14 protein-coding genes are annotated in these 17,828 nt (G+C 67.4%); 9 read left to right on the forward strand and 5 right to left on the reverse strand.

Translation table 11 applies throughout. From position 1 onward, the window contains the following. The first annotated feature begins 13 nt into the window (after positions 1–13). The 3 genes from HLH36_RS14625 to msrA all read left to right on the forward strand — a co-directional run bounded on the left by HLH36_RS14625 (position 14) and on the right by msrA (position 3,952). A complete protein-coding gene (locus HLH36_RS14625) occupies positions 14–406 on the forward strand; it encodes a hypothetical protein (RefSeq protein WP_182987075.1) in 393 nt (130 codons plus the stop codon). Positions 407–520: 114 nt separating this feature from the next. Continuing rightward, a complete protein-coding gene (locus HLH36_RS14630; RefSeq protein WP_182987076.1) occupies positions 521–3,217 on the forward strand; it encodes a valine--tRNA ligase in 2,697 nt (898 codons plus the stop codon). 162 nt (positions 3,218–3,379) lie between these two features. Continuing rightward, positions 3,380–3,952, forward strand: coding sequence for a peptide-methionine (S)-S-oxide reductase MsrA (msrA, locus tag HLH36_RS14635; RefSeq protein ID WP_182987077.1), 573 nt, complete (start codon positions 3,380–3,382; stop codon positions 3,950–3,952). A 7-nt stretch (positions 3,953–3,959) separates the two neighbouring features. Here msrA and HLH36_RS14640 read toward each other — a convergent pair whose 3' ends face one another. The 5 genes from HLH36_RS14640 to HLH36_RS14660 are packed head-to-tail and all read right to left on the reverse strand — an operon-like array spanning position 3,960 to position 9,611. Further along, complete coding sequence (locus tag HLH36_RS14640; protein WP_182987078.1) at positions 3,960–5,306, reverse strand: ABC transporter ATP-binding protein; 1,347 nt, start codon at positions 5,304–5,306, stop codon at positions 3,960–3,962. A 20-nt stretch (positions 5,307–5,326) separates the two neighbouring features. Then, positions 5,327–7,054: an ABC transporter permease gene (locus HLH36_RS14645; RefSeq protein WP_182987079.1), complete on the reverse strand. Its 1,728-nt coding sequence runs from the start codon at positions 7,052–7,054 to the stop codon at positions 5,327–5,329. Between the two features lie 36 nt (positions 7,055–7,090). Beyond that, positions 7,091–7,549, reverse strand: coding sequence for a dUTP diphosphatase (gene dut / locus HLH36_RS14650; RefSeq protein ID WP_182987080.1), 459 nt, complete (start codon positions 7,547–7,549; stop codon positions 7,091–7,093). After that, a complete protein-coding gene (gene coaBC / locus HLH36_RS14655; protein WP_182987081.1) occupies positions 7,546–8,814 on the reverse strand; it encodes a bifunctional phosphopantothenoylcysteine decarboxylase/phosphopantothenate--cysteine ligase CoaBC in 1,269 nt (422 codons plus the stop codon). The genes dut and coaBC overlap by 4 nt, the downstream gene beginning before the upstream one ends. A 2-nt stretch (positions 8,815–8,816) precedes the next feature. After that, positions 8,817–9,611, reverse strand: a complete 795-nt coding sequence (locus HLH36_RS14660) for a class I SAM-dependent methyltransferase (protein WP_182987082.1) — start codon at positions 9,609–9,611, stop codon at positions 8,817–8,819. 29 nt (positions 9,612–9,640) lie between these two features. On the opposite strand from HLH36_RS14660, the gene mutM reads away from it, so the two are divergent. The 6 genes from mutM to gyrB all read left to right on the forward strand — a co-directional run bounded on the left by mutM (position 9,641) and on the right by gyrB (position 17,795). Further along, positions 9,641–10,513 (forward strand): bifunctional DNA-formamidopyrimidine glycosylase/DNA-(apurinic or apyrimidinic site) lyase, encoded by an 873-nt coding sequence (gene mutM / locus HLH36_RS14665; RefSeq protein WP_182987083.1) that lies wholly within the window; start codon positions 9,641–9,643, stop codon positions 10,511–10,513. Positions 10,514–10,654: 141 nt separating this feature from the next. Further along, a complete protein-coding gene (gene rpsT / locus HLH36_RS14670; protein ID WP_114728253.1) occupies positions 10,655–10,924 on the forward strand; it encodes a 30S ribosomal protein S20 in 270 nt (89 codons plus the stop codon). A 431-nt stretch (positions 10,925–11,355) separates the two neighbouring features. After that, positions 11,356–12,801 carry a chromosomal replication initiator protein DnaA gene (gene dnaA / locus HLH36_RS14675; protein WP_182987084.1) on the forward strand — a complete coding sequence of 482 codons (1,446 nt, stop codon included), beginning with the start codon at positions 11,356–11,358 and terminating at the stop codon, positions 12,799–12,801. Between the two features lie 167 nt (positions 12,802–12,968). After that, the gene (dnaN, locus tag HLH36_RS14680) at positions 12,969–14,093 is read left to right on the forward strand and encodes a DNA polymerase III subunit beta (RefSeq protein ID WP_182965803.1); all 1,125 of its coding nucleotides are present in this window, start codon (positions 12,969–12,971) and stop codon (positions 14,091–14,093) included. A gap of 22 nt (positions 14,094–14,115) precedes the next feature. Further along, positions 14,116–15,279 carry a DNA replication/repair protein RecF gene (gene recF / locus HLH36_RS14685; protein ID WP_182987085.1) on the forward strand — a complete coding sequence of 388 codons (1,164 nt, stop codon included), beginning with the start codon at positions 14,116–14,118 and terminating at the stop codon, positions 15,277–15,279. Positions 15,280–15,365: 86 nt separating this feature from the next. Then, positions 15,366–17,795, forward strand: coding sequence for a DNA topoisomerase (ATP-hydrolyzing) subunit B (gene gyrB, locus HLH36_RS14690; RefSeq protein WP_182987086.1), 2,430 nt, complete (start codon positions 15,366–15,368; stop codon positions 17,793–17,795). Positions 17,796–17,828: the final 33 nt, after the last annotated feature.

Genomic DNA, 17,828 nt, shown 5'->3' on the forward strand with positions numbered 1-17,828 from the left:
GGTGTGCCGAAGCATGCTCTTGCTGGTGCTCGTGATGCCGGCGGCCCCAGGGGCGGTTGCCGCGCGGCCCGCCCATCGTCCCTTCGATACCAATATCTATGTCGCCATTCCGCCGCAGGCCGTGCCGGCTTCATCGTCCGTTACGGCCACGACGTTGCCGGATGGCGGGGGAGAACGGCTGGACGTCGTGGGCAAGCGGACGGTTTACGCAGCGGCGCCGGTGCCGGATCATCGGGTCCGCAAGCCGGCGGGGGACGATGGTTTCGACATTCCGCTCGGTCCGCTGGGGAAATTCCGTCTTGGGGGCGGTGGGGGGCCGGACCCGCATCATGATCCGGTGACGGGGACCTACCTGGCGCCGTTCGGCGAGGCGTATGAGGGATCGAGCCCCCTGATGACCCGCTGACGCCATTCCCGCCCGCGCGGCGTTTCTTTCGGGGCGAAGTTCGCTATAAGCGGCAGACCGTAAGGGCTCGCCCTGTCGGGCCGATTTTCCTTCATGCTCAGGTCTGGTTTTGCGATGCTGAACAAGTCTTTCTCGCCCGGCGAGATCGAACCCGCCCTCTATGCGGAATGGGAGCGCGAAGGCGCGTTCTCGGCCGCGCCGGGCAGCAACGCCCAGCCTTATACCATCATGATCCCGCCGCCGAACGTGACCGGCACGCTGCATGTCGGCCATGCGCTGACGATGACGTTGCAGGACACGCTGATCCGCTGGCGGCGGATGCAGGGCCGCGACACGCTGTGGCAGCCGGGCACCGACCATGCCGGCATCGCGACCCAGATGGTGGTGGAGCGCACCTTGCAGAAGGAGGGCACCAGCCGGCAGGCGCTGGGGCGCGAGGCCTTCGAACGGCGCGTGTGGCAGTGGAAGGGCGAATCCGGCGGCGGCATCACCACCCAGCTTCGTCGCCTCGGCGCCTCGCTGGACTGGCCGCGCGAGCGTTTCACCATGGATGAGGGCCTGTCCAAGGCGGTGCTGGAGGTGTTCGTCACCCTGTATCGCGAGGGGCTGATCTATCGCGACCGGCGGCTGGTGAACTGGGACCCGGCGTTCCGTTCGGCGATTTCGGACCTCGAAGTCGATAACCGCGAGGTGCAGGGTAGCCTGTGGTATATCCGCTATCCGGTCGCCGACGATGCGGAAGGGCGGACCATTACGGTTGCGACCACGCGCCCCGAGACGCTGCTGGGTGACATGGCGGTGGCCGTGCATCCGGAGGATGAACGCTATACCGGGCTGATTGGCCGGTCGGTCGTCCTGCCGCTGACCGGGCGGCGGATTCCCATCGTGGCCGACAGCTATTCCGACCCTGAGAAGGGCAGCGGCGCGGTCAAGATCACGCCCGCGCATGATTTCAACGATTTCGAGGTCGGTCGCCGGCACAGCCTGGCGATGCCCAGCGTGCTGGATGAGGACGCTCGGGTGACGCTGGCGGAGATTGCCGACGATCTGCACGCGGTGGAGGGGCTGGCGGACCCGGCCTTCACGCGCGGGCTCGAAGGCCTGGGGTGTGACGAGGCGCGCAAGGCAGTGGTGGCCGAGCTGGAGCGGCTGGGCTGGCTGGAGAAGATCGAGCCGCACCGCAACCAGGTGCCGCATGCCGAGCGCAGCGGCGCGGTGGTCGAACCGCGCCTGACCACGCAGTGGTATTGCGATGCCGCCACCCTGGCCGGCCCCGCCATCGCGGCGGTGGAGACGGGGCAGGTGCGCTTCGTGCCCCAGCAGTGGGAGAACACGTTCTTCGCCTGGATGCGCGATATCCAGCCCTGGTGCATCAGCCGCCAGCTCTGGTGGGGGCATCGCATTCCGGCCTGGTACGGGCCGGACGGGCATGTCTTCGTGGCGCATGACGAGGCGCAGGCCCAGGCCGAGGCCCGGGCGCATTACGGGCGGGACGAGGTGCTGACCCGCGACGAGGACGTGCTGGATACATGGTTCTCGTCCGCGCTGTGGCCGTTCTCGACGCTTGGCTGGCCGGAGAAGACGGCGGACCTTGCGCGCTACTACCCGACCGACGTGCTGGTGACGGGCTTCGACATCATCTTCTTCTGGGTGGCCCGGATGATGATGATGGGCCTGCATTTCATGAAGGATGTGCCGTTCCGTACTGTGTTCATCCATGGGCTGGTGCGCGATGAGCGCGGCCAGAAAATGTCCAAGAGCAAGGGCAACGGCATCGATCCGCTCGACATGATCGAGCAGTACGGTGCCGATGCCATGCGCTTTACCGTATGCGCGCTGACCGGGCTGGGACGTGACGTCAAGCTGGGCCAGAAGCGGATCGAGGAATACCGGTCGTTCGTGACCAAGATCTGGAATGCCGCGCGCTTCTGCGAAATGAATGGCGTGGCCCCGGTTGCGGATTTCCGGCCCGAGAGCGTGACCTCGCCGCTGGGCCGCTGGCTGCTGGACGAGGCCGCCCGTGCGGCGGCCGATGCCGATGCGGCGCTGGAGGCCTATCGTTTCGACGAATATGCCGCTGTCTGCTACCGGTTCGTCTGGAACTGCTTCTGCGACTGGTTCCTGGAATTCGCCAAGCCGGTCTTCACCGGCGCGGATGAGGCCCTGGCGGCGGAGATCCGGGCGGTGGCGGCGCATGTGCTGGGACTGATCCTGCGCCTGTTGCAGCCGGTGATGCCCTTTGTGACCGACGAATTGTGGGTGCAGTTCGGCTTCGGTGCGCGTGGCAGCCTGATGACGGCGCCGTGGCCGGTGCCCGAGCGCCCGGCGGATGCGGTCGACGCGGTGGCGGAACTGGACTGGGTGATCCGTTTCATCTCCGCGATCCGGACCGTGCGGGCGGAAATGAACGTGCCGCCTTCGCGCCTGGCGCCGGTGCTGCTGCGCGATGCCGACGCCCGGACCATCGCGCGGGCGACCCGCTGGGCGGAGGCGATCGGCCGCATGGCGCGCGTATCGGCGGTCGAGCCGCTGACCGGCGAGATGCCGCGTGGTGCCGCCCAGCTTGTGGTGGACGAGGCGACGCTGGTGATTCCGCTGGCGGGCATCATCGATCTGGATCAGGAGCGGCAGCGGCTGGAGAAGGAGCGTGGCCGGCTGGATGGGGAGATCGTGAAGGTCGAGCGCAAGCTGGGCAACGCGGATTTCGTCGCCCGAGCCAAGCCTGAGATCGTCGAGGAAAATCGCCAGCGGCTGGCGCAGTTCCGGGATGAGCGCGTGCGTGTGGAGGCGGCGCTGGGATACCTCGCCTGAGGGGCAGACCGAAACACGCGTCGGATTGGCGTCCGGCGGGCATGTTCGGTCAGGCTCCGCGGGTGGTCACGTTCCCTCCATCACGATCGCTTCTCTTTCAATCCCTGGCGGAGCATCACATCTTCGAACGGTGCGGTGCGAATCCGCAGCAGGAGAGATGAGATGACGAACGGAACGAAGGGGCGTGACCCATCCTGGCAGACCGCCTATCTGGCGGGTGGCTGCTTCTGGTGTACCGAAGCCGCCTTGCGCGAACTGGCGGGGATCGAGGACGTGACGCCCGGCTATGCCGGTGGTGATGTCCCGAATCCGAGCTATGAGCAGGTATGCACCGGCCGGACCGGCCATGCCGAACTTGTCCGCGTGACGTTTGACCCGAATGTGCTGTCCTATGCCGATCTGTTGCGGATCTTCTTCACGATTCACGACCCGACGACCCTGAACCGGCAAGGAGAGGATGTCGGCACGCAATATCGCTCGGTCATCTTCTACGCGACGCCGGAGCAGGAGCGGGTGGCGGGTGAGGTGCGGGACGAGATCACGGCGACGCAGCTGTGGCCCGATCCGATCGTGACCGAGATCCAGAAGCTGACGCAGTTCTACGAGGCAGAGGCCTATCACCACGATTATTTCGCCAAGCACCCGGAGCGCGGCTATTGCGCGGCGGTGATCGCGCCCAAGGTGGCGAAGGTGCGGCGGATTTTCTATGACCGGCTGGCGCTGGCCCGCCAGTAACGGGGGATCATTCGGTCTCGTCGTCCAGAAAGAGCTGGTCCGCTTCCTCGTCGTAATCGAACAGTTCGGCGTAGCGGGCCCAGCCGATCAGGGTTTGCAGGGTCTGTTTGGCATAGTCGGGAGACATGCTGTCTTCCAGTTCCTCGCGGAACCGTTCGGCGCTGGCGCGGTGGTTGGGCCGTTCGTCCAGCACGGCGCGGATCACGCGCACCAGCGGGACATTGTGCAGCAGGCTATGCCAGAGGATCTGCCGCCGTTCGTCGTGGCTGCTCTGGACGAAGCGGGCGCCTTCGGCCGTCAGCAGGATGTCGCCATCTTCCAATTCGGCGAATTCCAGCAATTGCAGCGATTCGCCCAGCGGAAACAGATCGTCCAGCGCCAGTTGCAGGCGTGAGGCGAGGAGCGGCAGGTCGGCGCGCCCGTCCAGCGGATCGGCGGCCAGGGTTTCCATCATCCCCACCATCGTATTCATCGGCAGTTCGGGCAGGGCGACCTGTACCGGTGCCGCCGCCTGTGGCGCGGCCTCGCCGAGGGGGAGTTCGGCCTCGGACACGATCGGTGCCCGGCGGGTCATCAGGGCGTAGATCTGGTCGACCAGTTGCCGGAAGGCCGGGTCCTCGCGGTTGCGGGGGTGGGCGAAGGGAACCGCGAGTTCGTGCGCCACGCGGCCTGGATTGGATGAGAAGACCAGGATGCGGTCGCACATCAGCACCGCTTCCTCGATATTGTGGGTGACCAGCAGCATGGATTTGACCGGCAGCTTGCGCTCGGCCCACAGCTCGATCAGGTCGGTGCGGAGGTTTTCGGCCGTCAGCACGTCCAGTGCCGAGAAGGGCTCGTCCATCAGCAGCAGGTCGGGCTGAACCACCAGCGCCCGCGCCAGCCCCACGCGCTGGCGCATGCCGCCCGACAATTCCTTGGGATAGGCGTTCTCGTAGCCGCCCAGGCCGATCAGGTCGATCGCGTCCTCGGCCAGACGGTCGCGCTCGGCCGCGGCGATGCCCTTGGCTTCCAGCCCCAGTTCCACGTTCTTCTGCACGCTCAGCCAGGGGAACAGGGCGAAGGACTGGAACACCATCGCAATGCCGGGCACCGGTCCCGAGACCGGGTTGCCCTTCCACAGGATGCTGCCCTCGGTGGGGGGCAGCAGGCCGGCCACGATGCGCAGCAGCGTCGATTTGCCCGACCCCGACCGGCCCAGCAGGCCGACGATTTCGCCCGAGCGCAGGGTCAGGTTCACGTCGTCCAGCACCACCAGGTCGGCGGCGCCGCCCTTGTGATAGGCCTGGCGGCAGCCGGTGACGCGGATCAGCTCTTCCTGGTCTTCGATCTGGGAGGAAGGCGAGAGGGTCATGGCGCGGTCCCGAACGGTGATCAGACGAAGGCGAAGTGGCGGCGGGCGTAATCGGCCAGCGGGCGCCACACCGCGCGATTGAACAGCAGCACGAAGGCCGCCATGACCGTCATGCCCAGCCCGACATGGGCGGTGTCGCCCGCGACCGTGGCGCGGGCGATATAGGCGCCCAGCCCGTGGGCGGCCAGATGGTCGTCGCCCCAGCTTGCGACCTCGGCGGCGATGGCGGCGTTCCACGCGCCGCCGGAGGCGGTGATGGCCCCGGTGACGTAATGCGGCAGGATGCCCGGCAGGGCGACCCGCAGCCACCAGAGCGGGCCGCGCACCTGCAGGCTGCGCGCGACCTCCAGCAGGTCGGCGGGAAAGGAGGACGCGGCGGCCACGACGTTGAACAGGATATACCACTGGGTGCCCAGGATCATCAGCGGGGTCAGCCAGATATCGCTGCTGAGGCGGAAATGGACGATCAGCACGACGAAGATCGGGAAGAAGAGATTGGCGGGGAATGCGGCCATGAACTGGGCGACGAATTGCGTGCGCCGGGCGCGCACCGGATCGAGCCCCAGCCAGATGCCCGCCGGTACCCAGACCAGCGAGGCCAGCAGCACCATGGCGACCACCCGCAGCAGCGTCAGCCCGCCCAGCCCGACGACATGCAGCAGTTCGCGCAGCGAGAAGGTGGCGTGTGCGTAGAGCCATACCTGCCACAGGGCGAGCAGGCTCAGTCCGGCCAGCAGGGTGCTCCATCCCAGATCGAGCAGGCGGGACGGCACGACGATACCGCGTCGTGCCTCGTGCGGGCGGCGGCCGAGGGGCAGGCCGCCGATGGCGGTCAGGCCCTCGCCGATGGCGTCGGTGATGCGGCGCAGCAGGGCGGTGCGCCGCAGCAGCACCAGCATCCAGGGATCGGAGGCCGGCGCGCTATCGGACGATGCGGTGCCGAAGCGCGCGGACCAGGCGACCAGCGGCCGGAAGAGCAGTTGGTCGTATGCCAGGATCACCACCAGCATCGTCAGGATGGCGTAGAGAACCGCCCACAGATCGCGCTGCGCGATGGCGGTGCCGACATAGGAGCCGATGCCGGGGAGCAGGATATCGGTGTTTCCGACCGTGATCGTCTCGGAATAGACCACCATGAACCAGCCGCCGGACATCGAGACCATGGCGTTCCACACCAGGCCGGGCACGGCGAAGGGCACGTCCAGCCGCCAGAATTTCTGCCATGCCGTCAGGCCGAAGCCGCGCGCGACCTCTTCCAGGTCCGGCGGCACGGCACGTAGCGACTGGTACATGCTGAAGGCCATGTTCCAGGCCTGGCTGGTGAAGATCGTGAAGATCGCCGCCAGTTCGGCCCCCAGGATGCGCCCGGGGAACAGGCCCATGAAGAAGACGACCGTGAAGGTGAGGAATCCCAGGATCGGCACCGATTGCAGCACGTCCAGCACCGGCACCAGGATCAGCGCGGCGCGGCGGCTCTTGGCGGCCCAGACCGCATAGGTGAAGGTGAACAGCAGCGACGCGCCCAGGGCCGCGAACATGCGCAGGGTCGTGCGCACCGCGTAGCCGGGCAGCCAGGCGGGATCGAGATGGATCACGGCGGCGTTCGGCGCCGCGATGGGCGCCAGCATGTGGCGCCCGGCCGTGGCCAGCAGCACGGCCAGCCCCAGCATGCACAGCAGGGCGGCCAGATCGAACAGGTTAGGCCGGCTGTCGCGGGATAAAAAGGCGGGAAGCCAACGCGCCGTCATGACCCTCTTTCCTGTCTGCCCAATGCCTCCGGCCCGTCAGGCGGTGCCGGTGCTGCCGAAGCCGCCGGACGCGCGGGCGGTCTCGTCCAGGCTCTCGGCCTCCTGCCACGCGACGCGGACCACCGGGGCCAGCACGGCCTGGGCAATACGCATGCCGCGCGTGATCGCCAGCGGGGCGTTACCCGTGTTCAGCAGGATGATGCCGATTTCGCCGCGATAATCCTCGTCGATCGTGCCGGGCGTGTTGGGCAGGGTGATGCCGTGCTTCAGCGCCAGGCCGGAGCGGGGGCGGACCTGCAGTTCATAACCGGGGGGCAGGGCGACGCACAGGCCGGTGGGCACCAGCATGCGGGCGCCGGGTGCCAGTTCGACCGGTTCCTTTACCGCCGCCAGCAGGTCCATGCCGGCGGCGCCCGCGGTGGCGTAGCCGGGCAGCGGCAGGTCGGCCGCGTGGGGCAGGCGGCGGACGGCGACGGAAACGATGGGGGCGGTCATGAAATACTCCGGCCGGAAGAGAAATCGGGGGTGAAGAAGGTGGCGATCCGATCGGCCAGATGCGCGGCCACGTCCTGCTTGTCCATGCGGGGCCACTGTTCGGCGCCGTCGCCGGTGATCAGGATGATTTCGTTTTCCATGCCGCCCATGATGCCGGTTTCCGGCCGTACGTCATTGGCGACGATCCAGTCGCAGCCCTTGCGCTGCCGCTTGGCCGCCGCGTGCTGCGCGACCGTATCGGTTTCGGCGGCGAAGCCGACGACCAGGGCGGGGCGATTGGGGCCGGGGGTGGACAGTTCGGTCAGGATATCGGGGTTGGGGACCAGCGTGAGCGTCGGCGGCGGGGCGCCGGCCGTCTTCTTGATCTTGCTGGTCGCTTCCCCCGCCACGCGCCAGTCGGCGACGGCGGCGGCGCAGACGGCGATGTCGCAGGGCAGGGCGTCGCGGCAGGCGGCCAGCATCTGCCTGGCCGTTTCGACCCGGCGCAGGGTGACGCCCGTGAGCGGAGGCAGGTCGACCGGTCCGCTGACCAGGGTGACGCGCGCGCCGAGGGCGGCGAGGGATTCGGCGATTTCGTAGCCTTGCCGGCCGGACGAGCGGTTGGCGAGATAGCGTACCGGGTCGATCGGCTCGTGGGTCGGGCCGGCGGTGACGAGCGCGTGCCGGCCGGCGAGCGGGCCGGTGGCGGGGACGACGGGGGCCGGGCCGGCGAGGTGGCGGAAAATCGCCTCGGCGATCACGGGCGGTTCGGCCAGGCGGCCGGGGCCGGTCTCGTTGCAGGCCATCAGCCCGATTTCGGGGCCGACCACCATGACGCCGCGCGTGCGCAGGGTGGCCAGATTGGCCTGGGTGGCGGCGTGGTCCCACATCCGGACATTCATCGCCGGGGCGATCAGGACCGGCTTGTCGGTGGCCAGCAGCAGCGTGCTGGCCAGGTCGTCGGCCAGTCCGGCGGCCATGCGGGCCATGATGTCGGCCGTGGCCGGGCAGACCGCCAGCAGGTCGCCGGACCGCGAGAGCGCGATATGGCCCATCTCGTTCTCGTCGGTCAGCGAGAACAGATCCTCATACACTTTCTCGCCGGTCAGGGCCTGGAGGCTGAGCGGGGTGACGAACTGTTTGCCTGCCGCCGTCAGCACCGTGCGGACACGCAGGCCCGCCCCCGTGAGCAGGCGGATGAGTTCGAGCGTCTTGTAGGCGGCGATTCCCCCGCAGACGATCAGCAGGACCGTGCGGCCGCCGACCGGGGCGGGGGCGGCATGCATCGTCAGATCCGCCAGCCGGAATGGATGGCCGCGATGCCGCCCGAGAGGTTGCGGACCGTTACATGTTCCAGCCCGGCATTGCGCATCATGGTGGCCAGGGTCTCCTGGTCGGGGAACATGCGGATGCTCTCGGCCAGATACTGGTAGCTCTCGCGGTCGCCGGCGATGGCGGCGCCCATGCGCGGCAGCACATGGAACGACCAGGCGTCATAGATCGGTGAGAGGGCCGCGACCTGCACGCGGGAGAATTCGAGGCACAGGAAGCGCCCGCCGGGACGCAGCACGCGCCGTGCCTCGCGCAGGACGGCGTCCTTGTCGGTGCAGTTGCGCAGGCCGAAGGCGATCGACACCCGGTCGACCGAACGGTCGGGCAGGGGAATGGCCTCGGCATCCATCACCGCGAAATTCAGGCTGGAAATCAGCCCGCGCTCCAGCGCCCGTCCGCGCCCGACGGACAGCATGCTGGCATTGATGTCGGAAAGGATGGCCCGGCCGCCGCCGGCGCGCAGCCAGCCGAACGAGATGTCGCCCGTGCCGCCCGCCAGGTCCAGCAGCGTGAGGTCCGGATGGGCGCCCAGCTCGGTCACGAAGATTTTCTTCCAGGCCCGGTGGATGCCCAGCGACATCACGTCGTTCATGATGTCGTAACGGGTGGCGACGCTGTCGAACACGGCGCGCACCATGGGCTTCTTCTCGGCCAGGGGCACGTCGCGGAAGCCGAAATCGGTCGTCTCCGCGCCGGAGGGGAGGGCGACGGCGGCGGCGTCGATGGCGGAGGGCGTGGTATTGTCGGTCATGGTTCAGGGATATAACCTCAGATCCACTCATGCCGGAACTCCCTGAAGTCGAAACAGTGATGCGTGGGATGCGGTTGCATCTCGACGGGAAGACGATCGCCCGGGTGGCGGTGCGTCGCGACGGCATGCGCACGCCCTTTCCGACCGACCTGGCCAGCCGGCTGGAAGGCGCGCGGATCAGCGGTTTTGCCCGCCGTGGGAAATATATCCTGATGCGGCTGGACCGGGGCGAGACCATGCTGCTGCATCTGGGCATGTCCGGGCGGGTGCTGCTGTCGCTGCCCGGCCAGGCGCCGAAGCCCGGCCGGCATGAGCATCTGTCGTTCGAAACAACGGACGGCACGCATTTCGGCCTGATCGACCCCAGGCGCTTCGGTACCGTGGACCTGATGCCCACGGTGGATGAGGAAAAGCATCGCCTGCTGGCCCGACTCGGTCCCGAGCCGCTGGGGAACGGATTTTCGCAGGACTGGCTGCATCATGCCCTGGCGCGGCGGCGGACCTCGATCAAGGCGGCGCTGATGGACCAGTCGGTGGTGGCGGGGATTGGTAACATCTACGCGTCCGAGGCGCTGTTCCGTGCCGCGATCCATCCGGCCCGGATGGCCTGCGGGCTGGATGGGCCCGAGGAGGCGCGCCTGGTCGAGGCGATCCGCGTGGTGCTGGAGGAAGCGATCGCGGCCGGTGGATCAAGCCTGCGCGACTATGCCCAGCCGGATGGGGAACTGGGCTATTTCCAGCATGCCTGGCGCGTCTATGGCCGTGCGGGGCAGGGGTGCCCGGATTGCCCCGGCGGCAAGGCCTGCGGCGGCGTGGTGCGGATCGAGCAGGCGGGGCGCTCGACCTTCTTCTGCCCTCTGCGCCAGGTCCATCCGGCCGGCGCGCCGACGGCGGCCGGGTGACCGGCATGGCGGTATTTCCAGCCGTGCGGAAGAGTTGTCTTGACGGGGGTGGAAGGCTTGGACTAGATCGCCACCCTGATCTGGATGTCCGAGGCCTGCTGGCGACGGACCTCGTAACCATATTTTTTTGAACTGAGAACCATGGCGAACACTGCTTCCGCGCGTAAGCGCATCCGTCAGAACGAGCGCCGCAACGCGCGCAACACGGCGCGCGTCTCGCGCATGCGCACCTTCGTGAAGAAGGTCGAGGCGGCGATTGCCTCGGGCAACAAGGAAGAGGCGACCAGCGCCCTGCGCGCGGCCCAGCCGGAAATGCAGCGCGCCTCGGGCAAGGGTGTGATCCACGCCAACACCGTTTCCCGCAAGATTTCGCGTCTGTCGGCCCGCATCAAGGCCCTCGTCGCCGCCTGACCGGCCGGCGCCGGCCGGTATTGCTTCAAGGCCGGCAAATAGACGTACAGAACTAGGCAGAAGGTCGTTTCTCTCGTTCAAGGAGAGGGGCGGCCTTTGCTTTTATTGTGCGGGTTCCGCCTGACTGCTTCAGGTTATGGTGACTGGTCGTGTTGCGCGTGGCGCCGGATTTTCCCGGCCCCGCCGACCCAGTTTTCCGTTGCCTCGGTCGGGTCGGTGACCTATCTTCGGCTTCTTCATTTCGTGACGACTGAGCAGGACATAGTGGCCGCGCCTTTTTCGGTGTCGGGCAAGGGGAGGCGTGTTCTCCTTGCGTGACGGCTGGTGGCGGGTGGATTGCGCGGGCGTTCGGTATGAGGGGGGCGGAAAACGTAGGGATGGATCTTCCGCATTGTCGGGAGGTTACCGTCTCCAGGGGGCCGGGATTGAGCATGACGGGCGAACTGAGTGGATATGATGCCGTCGCGGAAGCCCGCTCGGTCCGGAATGTTCTGGACATCCACTGGTCGCGGATCTGTTCACGCCTGCAGACCGAGGTTGGCGAGGTCGAATATCGCACCTGGCTGAAACAGATCAGCATCGGCCCGGTCGATGGCGACGAGATCACGCTCAATCTGCCCACACGCTTCCTGCGCGACTGGGTGCGCACCCAGTATGGCGACCGGCTGAGCGCGCTGTGGAATGCCGAGCTGCCGTCGATCCGCCGTGTGGAATTGCAGGTGGGCCGGCCCGAGCCGGTTGCCGAGCCCGAGGGGGCAGCGGATGACGAGGTCGGTTCGGCCGATGCAGCGCCCGCCGCTGGCGCGGTGGACGAGCGGGTGGCCGAGGCGCGGAGCGAACTGAACCGTCACGATCTGGCCGCGCCGCTGGACCCGCGCTTCACCTTCGATACGTTCGTGGTCGGCAAGCCGAACGAATTTGCCTATGCCTGCGCCCGCCGGGTGGCGGAGCGGCCTTCCAGCCCTGGTTTCAATCCGCTGTTCCTGTACGGTGGCGTGGGCTTGGGCAAGACGCATCTGATGCATGCCATCGGCTCGGAGCTGACGCGGGGCGGCAAGGTCTCGGTCGCCTATATGTCGGCCGAGAAGTTCATGTACCGCTTCATCGCCGCGATCCGCTCGCAATCGACGATGGAGTTCAAGGAGCAGTTGCGGTCGGTCGACGTGCTGATGATCGACGATCTGCAGTTCCTGATCGGCAAGGACAACACGCAGGAAGAATTCTTCCATACGTTCAACGCACTGGTCGATGCCGGGCGGCAGATCGTCGTGTCGGCCGACAAGTCGCCGTCCGACCTGTCGGGGCTGGAAGACCGGCTGCGCACGCGTCTGGGCTGCGGCATGGTGGCCGATATCCACGCCACGACCTTCGAATTGCGGATCTCGATCCTGGAATCGAAGGCGGCGGCGTCGGGTGTGCCGGTGCCGGCCAAGGTGCTGGAATTCCTGGCGCACAAGATCACGTCGAACGTGCGTGAGCTGGAAGGCGCGCTGAACCGCCTGATCGCCCATGCCAACCTGTTCGGCCGTCCGGTGACGCTGGAAGCCACGCAGGACGTTCTGCACGATATCCTCAAGGCCCATGACCGGCGGGTGACGATCGAGGAAATCCAGCGCAAGGTGGCCGAGCACTGGAATATCCGGCTGACCGATATGTCCTCGGCCCGGCGCGCGCGCGCGGTGGCGCGCCCCCGGCAGGTCGCCATGTATCTGGCCAAGCAGCTGACCAGCCGGTCCCTGCCGGAGATCGGGCGCAAGTTCGGCAACCGTGATCATACGACCGTCATGCATGCCGTGGCGCGGGTGACCGAACTGATGGAGCGGGACAGCGCGTTTGCCGAAGACGTTGAACTGCTGCGCCGCATGCTGGAAAGCTGAGGGGCGGGTTCCAGCGGCCTGTATGGCGTTGCAGCCCGGTGGGCCTTTGCGCCCCCTGCGCGGGCTGCTAAAATCACGGGACCGAAGGTCATATCTGGCGGTCCGGGCGTATGGCCGGGGCGGCCATGATCCCGGTGGCGAACGCCGGGCAAGGAGAGTCTGTACCTATGAAGCTGAAGGCTGACCGCGCGACGTTGCTGAAGGCTCTGGCGCATATCCAGAGCGTCGCCGAGAAGCGGAACACCATTCCGATTCTCGCCAACGTCCTGATCAATGTCGCGGATGGTCGGCTGACGCTGACGGCGACCGACATGGAAATCGCGGTGGTCGAGGAAATCGGCGCCGAGACCGCCCGCAATGGTGCGGTGACCGCGCCCGCCGCCGTGCTGCACGAGATCGTCCGCAAGCTGCCCGACGGGGTGGCGGTCGAGCTGGATCACGCGGGTGGCGATGCGCCGCTGGCCCTGCGGGCGGGGCGCTACACCACCAGCCTGAATGTGCTGGATGTGGACGATTTCCCGTCGATGACGGCGGGCACGCTGCCCAACCATTTCACGGTGCCGGCGGCCGTGCTGCGCGGGCTGATCGACCGCACGCGTTTCGCGATCTCGACCGAGGAGACGCGGTACTACCTCAACGGCATCTACCTGCATGTTGCGGCCGGGGACACCGGGCCGATGCTGCGCGCGGTGGCGACCGACGGCCACCGCCTGGCGCGGGTCGAGACCGAGGTTCCGTCGGGGGCCGAGGAGATGCCGGGCGTGATCGTGCCGCGCAAGACCATCGCCGAGTTGCGCAAGCTGCTCGACGAGGGGGCGGAAGACGTGGTGGTGGGCCTGTCCGATACCCGCATCCAGTTCTCGGTCGGGCCCGTCACGCTGACCTCGAAGCTGATCGACGGCACGTTCCCGGAATATGACCGCGTCATCCCGCGCGGCAACGACCGTATCCTGCGTGTGGGCAAGAAGGATTTCTCCGATGCCGTGGCACGCGTCGCCGCGATCAGCCAGGAACGCTCGCGCCCCGTCAAGCTGTCGATCGGCCGCAACCTCCTGACGCTTTCGGCCGTCAGCCCCGACCAGGGAACGGCGAAGGAGGAACTGGACGAAAACCATGTGACCTACGACGCCGAACCGATGGAGATCGGCTTCCAGGCCCGCTATCTGAACGACATCACCGATCAGATCGAGCGCGACGTGGAATTCGCCTTTTCCGACAGTTCCGCCCCGACCATCGTGCGTGATGTCGCCAGCCCGTCGGCGCTTTACGTGCTGATGCCGATGCGGGTCTGATCGCGGAGACGCTGGCCGCATCATGGCGCGCCTCGAGCGGCTGGCGCTGACGGATTTCAGGAACTATGCGCGTCTGGTCTGGCGGCCGGACGCGCCGGTCAATGTCATCACCGGCGAGAATGGTACCGGCAAGACCAACCTGCTGGAAGCGCTGTCCCTTCTGGTGCCGGGGCGGGGACTGCGCGGTGCGCGCGGTGCCGAGATGGCGCGGTACGGGATGCAATTATGGGGTGTGGCCGCGCGCTTCATCGCTCCGGATGGCACGCCGTCCGACCTGTCCACCGGCAGTGACCCGGCGCGGCCCGAGCGCCGGGCCTTCCGGCGCGATGGCGAGGCCGTGCGCGGCCGGGGGGCGCTGGCCGATTCCCTCTCCGCCGTCTGGCTGACGCCGCAGATGGACCGGCTGTTCCAGGACGGCCTGCCCGGGCGCAGGCGGTTTCTGGATCGGCTGGTGCTGGCGCTGGAGCCTGGACATGCGCGGGAACTGGCGGCCCATGACCAGTCGGTGACCCAGCGCAACCGGCTGCTGGCCGACGGGCGTGCCGATGCGGGGTGGCTGGCGGCGCTTGAGGATTCGATGGCGCGGCATGCCGTCGCGGCCACGGCGGCGCGGCTGGTGCTGACGGACCGGCTGAATGACGAGGGGGCGCTGGGGGCGCCCGAGGGTTTTCCTTCCGCGCGGCTCGAACTCCTGTGCCCGATCGCGGAGCAGCTGCGCACCCGCCCGGCGCTGGCGGTGGAGGATTGGCTGCGCGACCGGCTGGCGGCAGGGCGGGCGGCGGATGCGGCGCGCGGCGGAGCGGGCATGGGCGCGCATCGGGCCGACATGGCGCTGTCGGACCGGGCCAGCGGCCGACCGGCGGCGCAGGCCAGTACCGGCCAGCAGAAGGCGCTGCTGCTGGGCGTGGTGCTGGCCCATGCGGCGCTGATGACGCGGCATCGGGGCGAGGCACCGGTGATCCTGCTGGACGAGCCGCTGGTGCATCTGGACGAGCGGCGGCGGGAGGCGCTGTTTCGCAGTCTTGAGGGATTTGACGGCACGGTGCTGATGACCGGCACCGATGCCGACCTGTTTCACCCGCTGCGCGATCGCGCGGCGTTCTGCACGCTGTCGGACGGAGTGCTTCGGCCCAGTGGGGGAATTCCCCCGGCCGATGCTGGTTCGATGGACCCGAAGCCTGTATGATCGCGGCGTTCGACCACGATCCCTGTCTGGAGCATCTGCCCGGTATGTCCGATCCATCCAATCCCGTTCAGAAACAAGATGCGGACATGAGCGGGACCTTGCCCGACGATTCGGACTATGACGCCGCTTCCATTTCCGTCCTGAAGGGACTGGATGCCGTCCGCAAGCGGCCTGGCATGTATATCGGCGATACCGATGACGGGTCCGGGCTGCATCACATGGCCTTCGAGATCATCGACAACGCGGTCGATGAGGCGCAGGCCGGATTCGCCACCAGCTGCATCGTGACGCTGAATGGCGATGGCAGCGTGACCGTGCGCGACAACGGACGCGGCATCCCGACCGACATGCATGCCGAGGAGGGGGTCAGCGCGGCCGAGGTCGTGCTGACCAAGCTGCATGCCGGCGGAAAGTTCAACCAGAATTCCTACAAGGTGTCGGGCGGCCTGCACGGCGTGGGCGCCGCGGTGGTGAACGCCCTGTCCGAGTGGATGGAAGTGCGGATCTGGCGCAACGGGCAGGAGCATATGATCCGCTTCCAGCATGGCGAGCGCGATGCCCCGCTGGCGCTGATCGGGCCGAGCGACGCGCCGCGCGGTACGCAGGTCACCTTCAAGCCCAGCATCGGGACCTTCACGAAGATCGAATTCGAGTTCGCGATCCTGGAACGACGGATGCGGGAACTCGCCTTTCTCAATTCCGGCCTGGAGATCATCCTGCGCGACGAGCGGCATACGCCGACGCGCGAGGAGAATTTCCACTATGAAGGCGGTCTGGCCGCGTTCGTGTCGTGGCTGGATCGGGGCAAGACCTCGATTGTCGATCCGCCGATCACGGGCAGCCTGCAGAACGAAGAGAACGGTATCAAGGTCGAATTCGCCCTGTCGTGGAACGACAGTTTCCACGAGACCATGCTGTGCTTCACCAACAATATCCCGCAGCGCGACGGTGGCTCGCACCTCGCCGGTTTCCGGCAGGCGCTGACCCGCGTGGTGGGCAAATATGCCGAGAGCAACGCCAGCAAGAAGGACAGCCAGGCGTTGGTTGGCGAGGACATGCGCGAAGGCATGACGGCCGTGCTGTCGGTCAAGGTGCCGGACCCGAAATTCTCGTCGCAGACCAAGGACAAGCTGGTTTCGTCCGAAGTGCAGCCGGTGGTGCATGCGGCGGCGGCCGACATGATCGCCCACTGGTTCGAGACCCATCCGAAAGAGGCCCGTGGCATCGTCGCGAAGGTGATGGACGCGGCGGCGGCGCGCGAGGCGGCGCGGCGCGCGCGCGAGCTGACGCGGCGCAAGGGCGTGCTGGATGTGTCGTCGCTGCCGGGCAAACTGGCGGATTGCCAGGAGCGCGATCCGGCAAAGTCGGAACTGTTCATCGTCGAGGGTGACTCGGCGGGCGGCACCGCCAAGCAGGGACGTGACCGGCGCTTCCAGGCGATCCTGCCGCTGAAGGGCAAGATCCTGAACGTGGAGCGTGCGCGCTTCGACCGCATGCTGGGTTCGGCCGAAGTCGGCACGCTGATCACTGCGCTGGGCACCGGCATCGGCCGCGGCGAAGTCGATCAGGGCGGGTTCTCGATCAACAAGCTGCGCTATCACCGCGTCGTCATCATGACCGACGCCGATGTCGACGGCTCGCATATCCGCACGCTGTTGCTGACCTTCTTCTTCCGCCAGATGCCCGAACTGATCGAGCGCGGACACCTGTATATCGCCCAGCCGCCGCTCTATCGCGCCAAGCGGGGCAATGACGAACGCTATCTGAAGGACGATGCGGCGCTGGAGCAGTATCTGCTGGACAAGGCGCTGGCCAACGCATCGATGCGCTATGCCGACGGGCGCGCGCTCCAGGGCGAGGCGCTGGCGGCCGAGGTGATGTTCATCCGCGATGTGACGCGGGCGATTCAGCGCCTGTCGGTTCGTGCGCCGATCTGGATTCTGGAACAGGCGGCGGTGACCGGTGCGCTGAGTGCCGACACGCAAGTGGTGCAGGGCCGGGTTGCCGATCTGCAGGCGCGTCTGGATACGGTGTCGCAGCCGAACGAGCGGGGCTGGAAGGTCGCGGCCACGGCCGAATCCGGGCTTGAGATGGCGCGCAGCGTCCGGGGCGTGGGCGAGGTCTATCGTCTGGACCCGGCCGCGCTGCGCAGTGCCGAGGTGCGATGGCTGGCCGAGCGCGCGGAGCGGCTGGGGGCCGATTTCGTCACCCCGGTCGAGCTGACCCTGGACGGGACGACGCGTTCCGCCGCCGGCCCGGCCTCGTTGTACGAGCGCATTCTGGCGCAGGGACGGCGGGGCCTGTCGATCAACCGCTTCAAGGGGCTGGGCGAGATGAACGATGCCCAGCTCTGGGAGACGACGCTGGACCCGGCCATGCGCACGCTGCTGCAGGTGAAGGTCGGAGATGTCGAGAATGCCGAACAGGTGTTCTCGACCCTGATGGGCGATGTCGTCGAGCCGCGCCGTGATTTCATCGTCGGCAATGCGCTCAAGGTTGCCAACCTGGACGTCTGAGACCCTGGCTGGAAGGGGGGGCGGCGGCGCGTT

This window comes from Gluconacetobacter aggeris (genome assembly GCF_014174395.1).
GTDB classification, from domain to species: domain Bacteria; phylum Pseudomonadota; class Alphaproteobacteria; order Acetobacterales; family Acetobacteraceae; genus Gluconacetobacter; species Gluconacetobacter aggeris.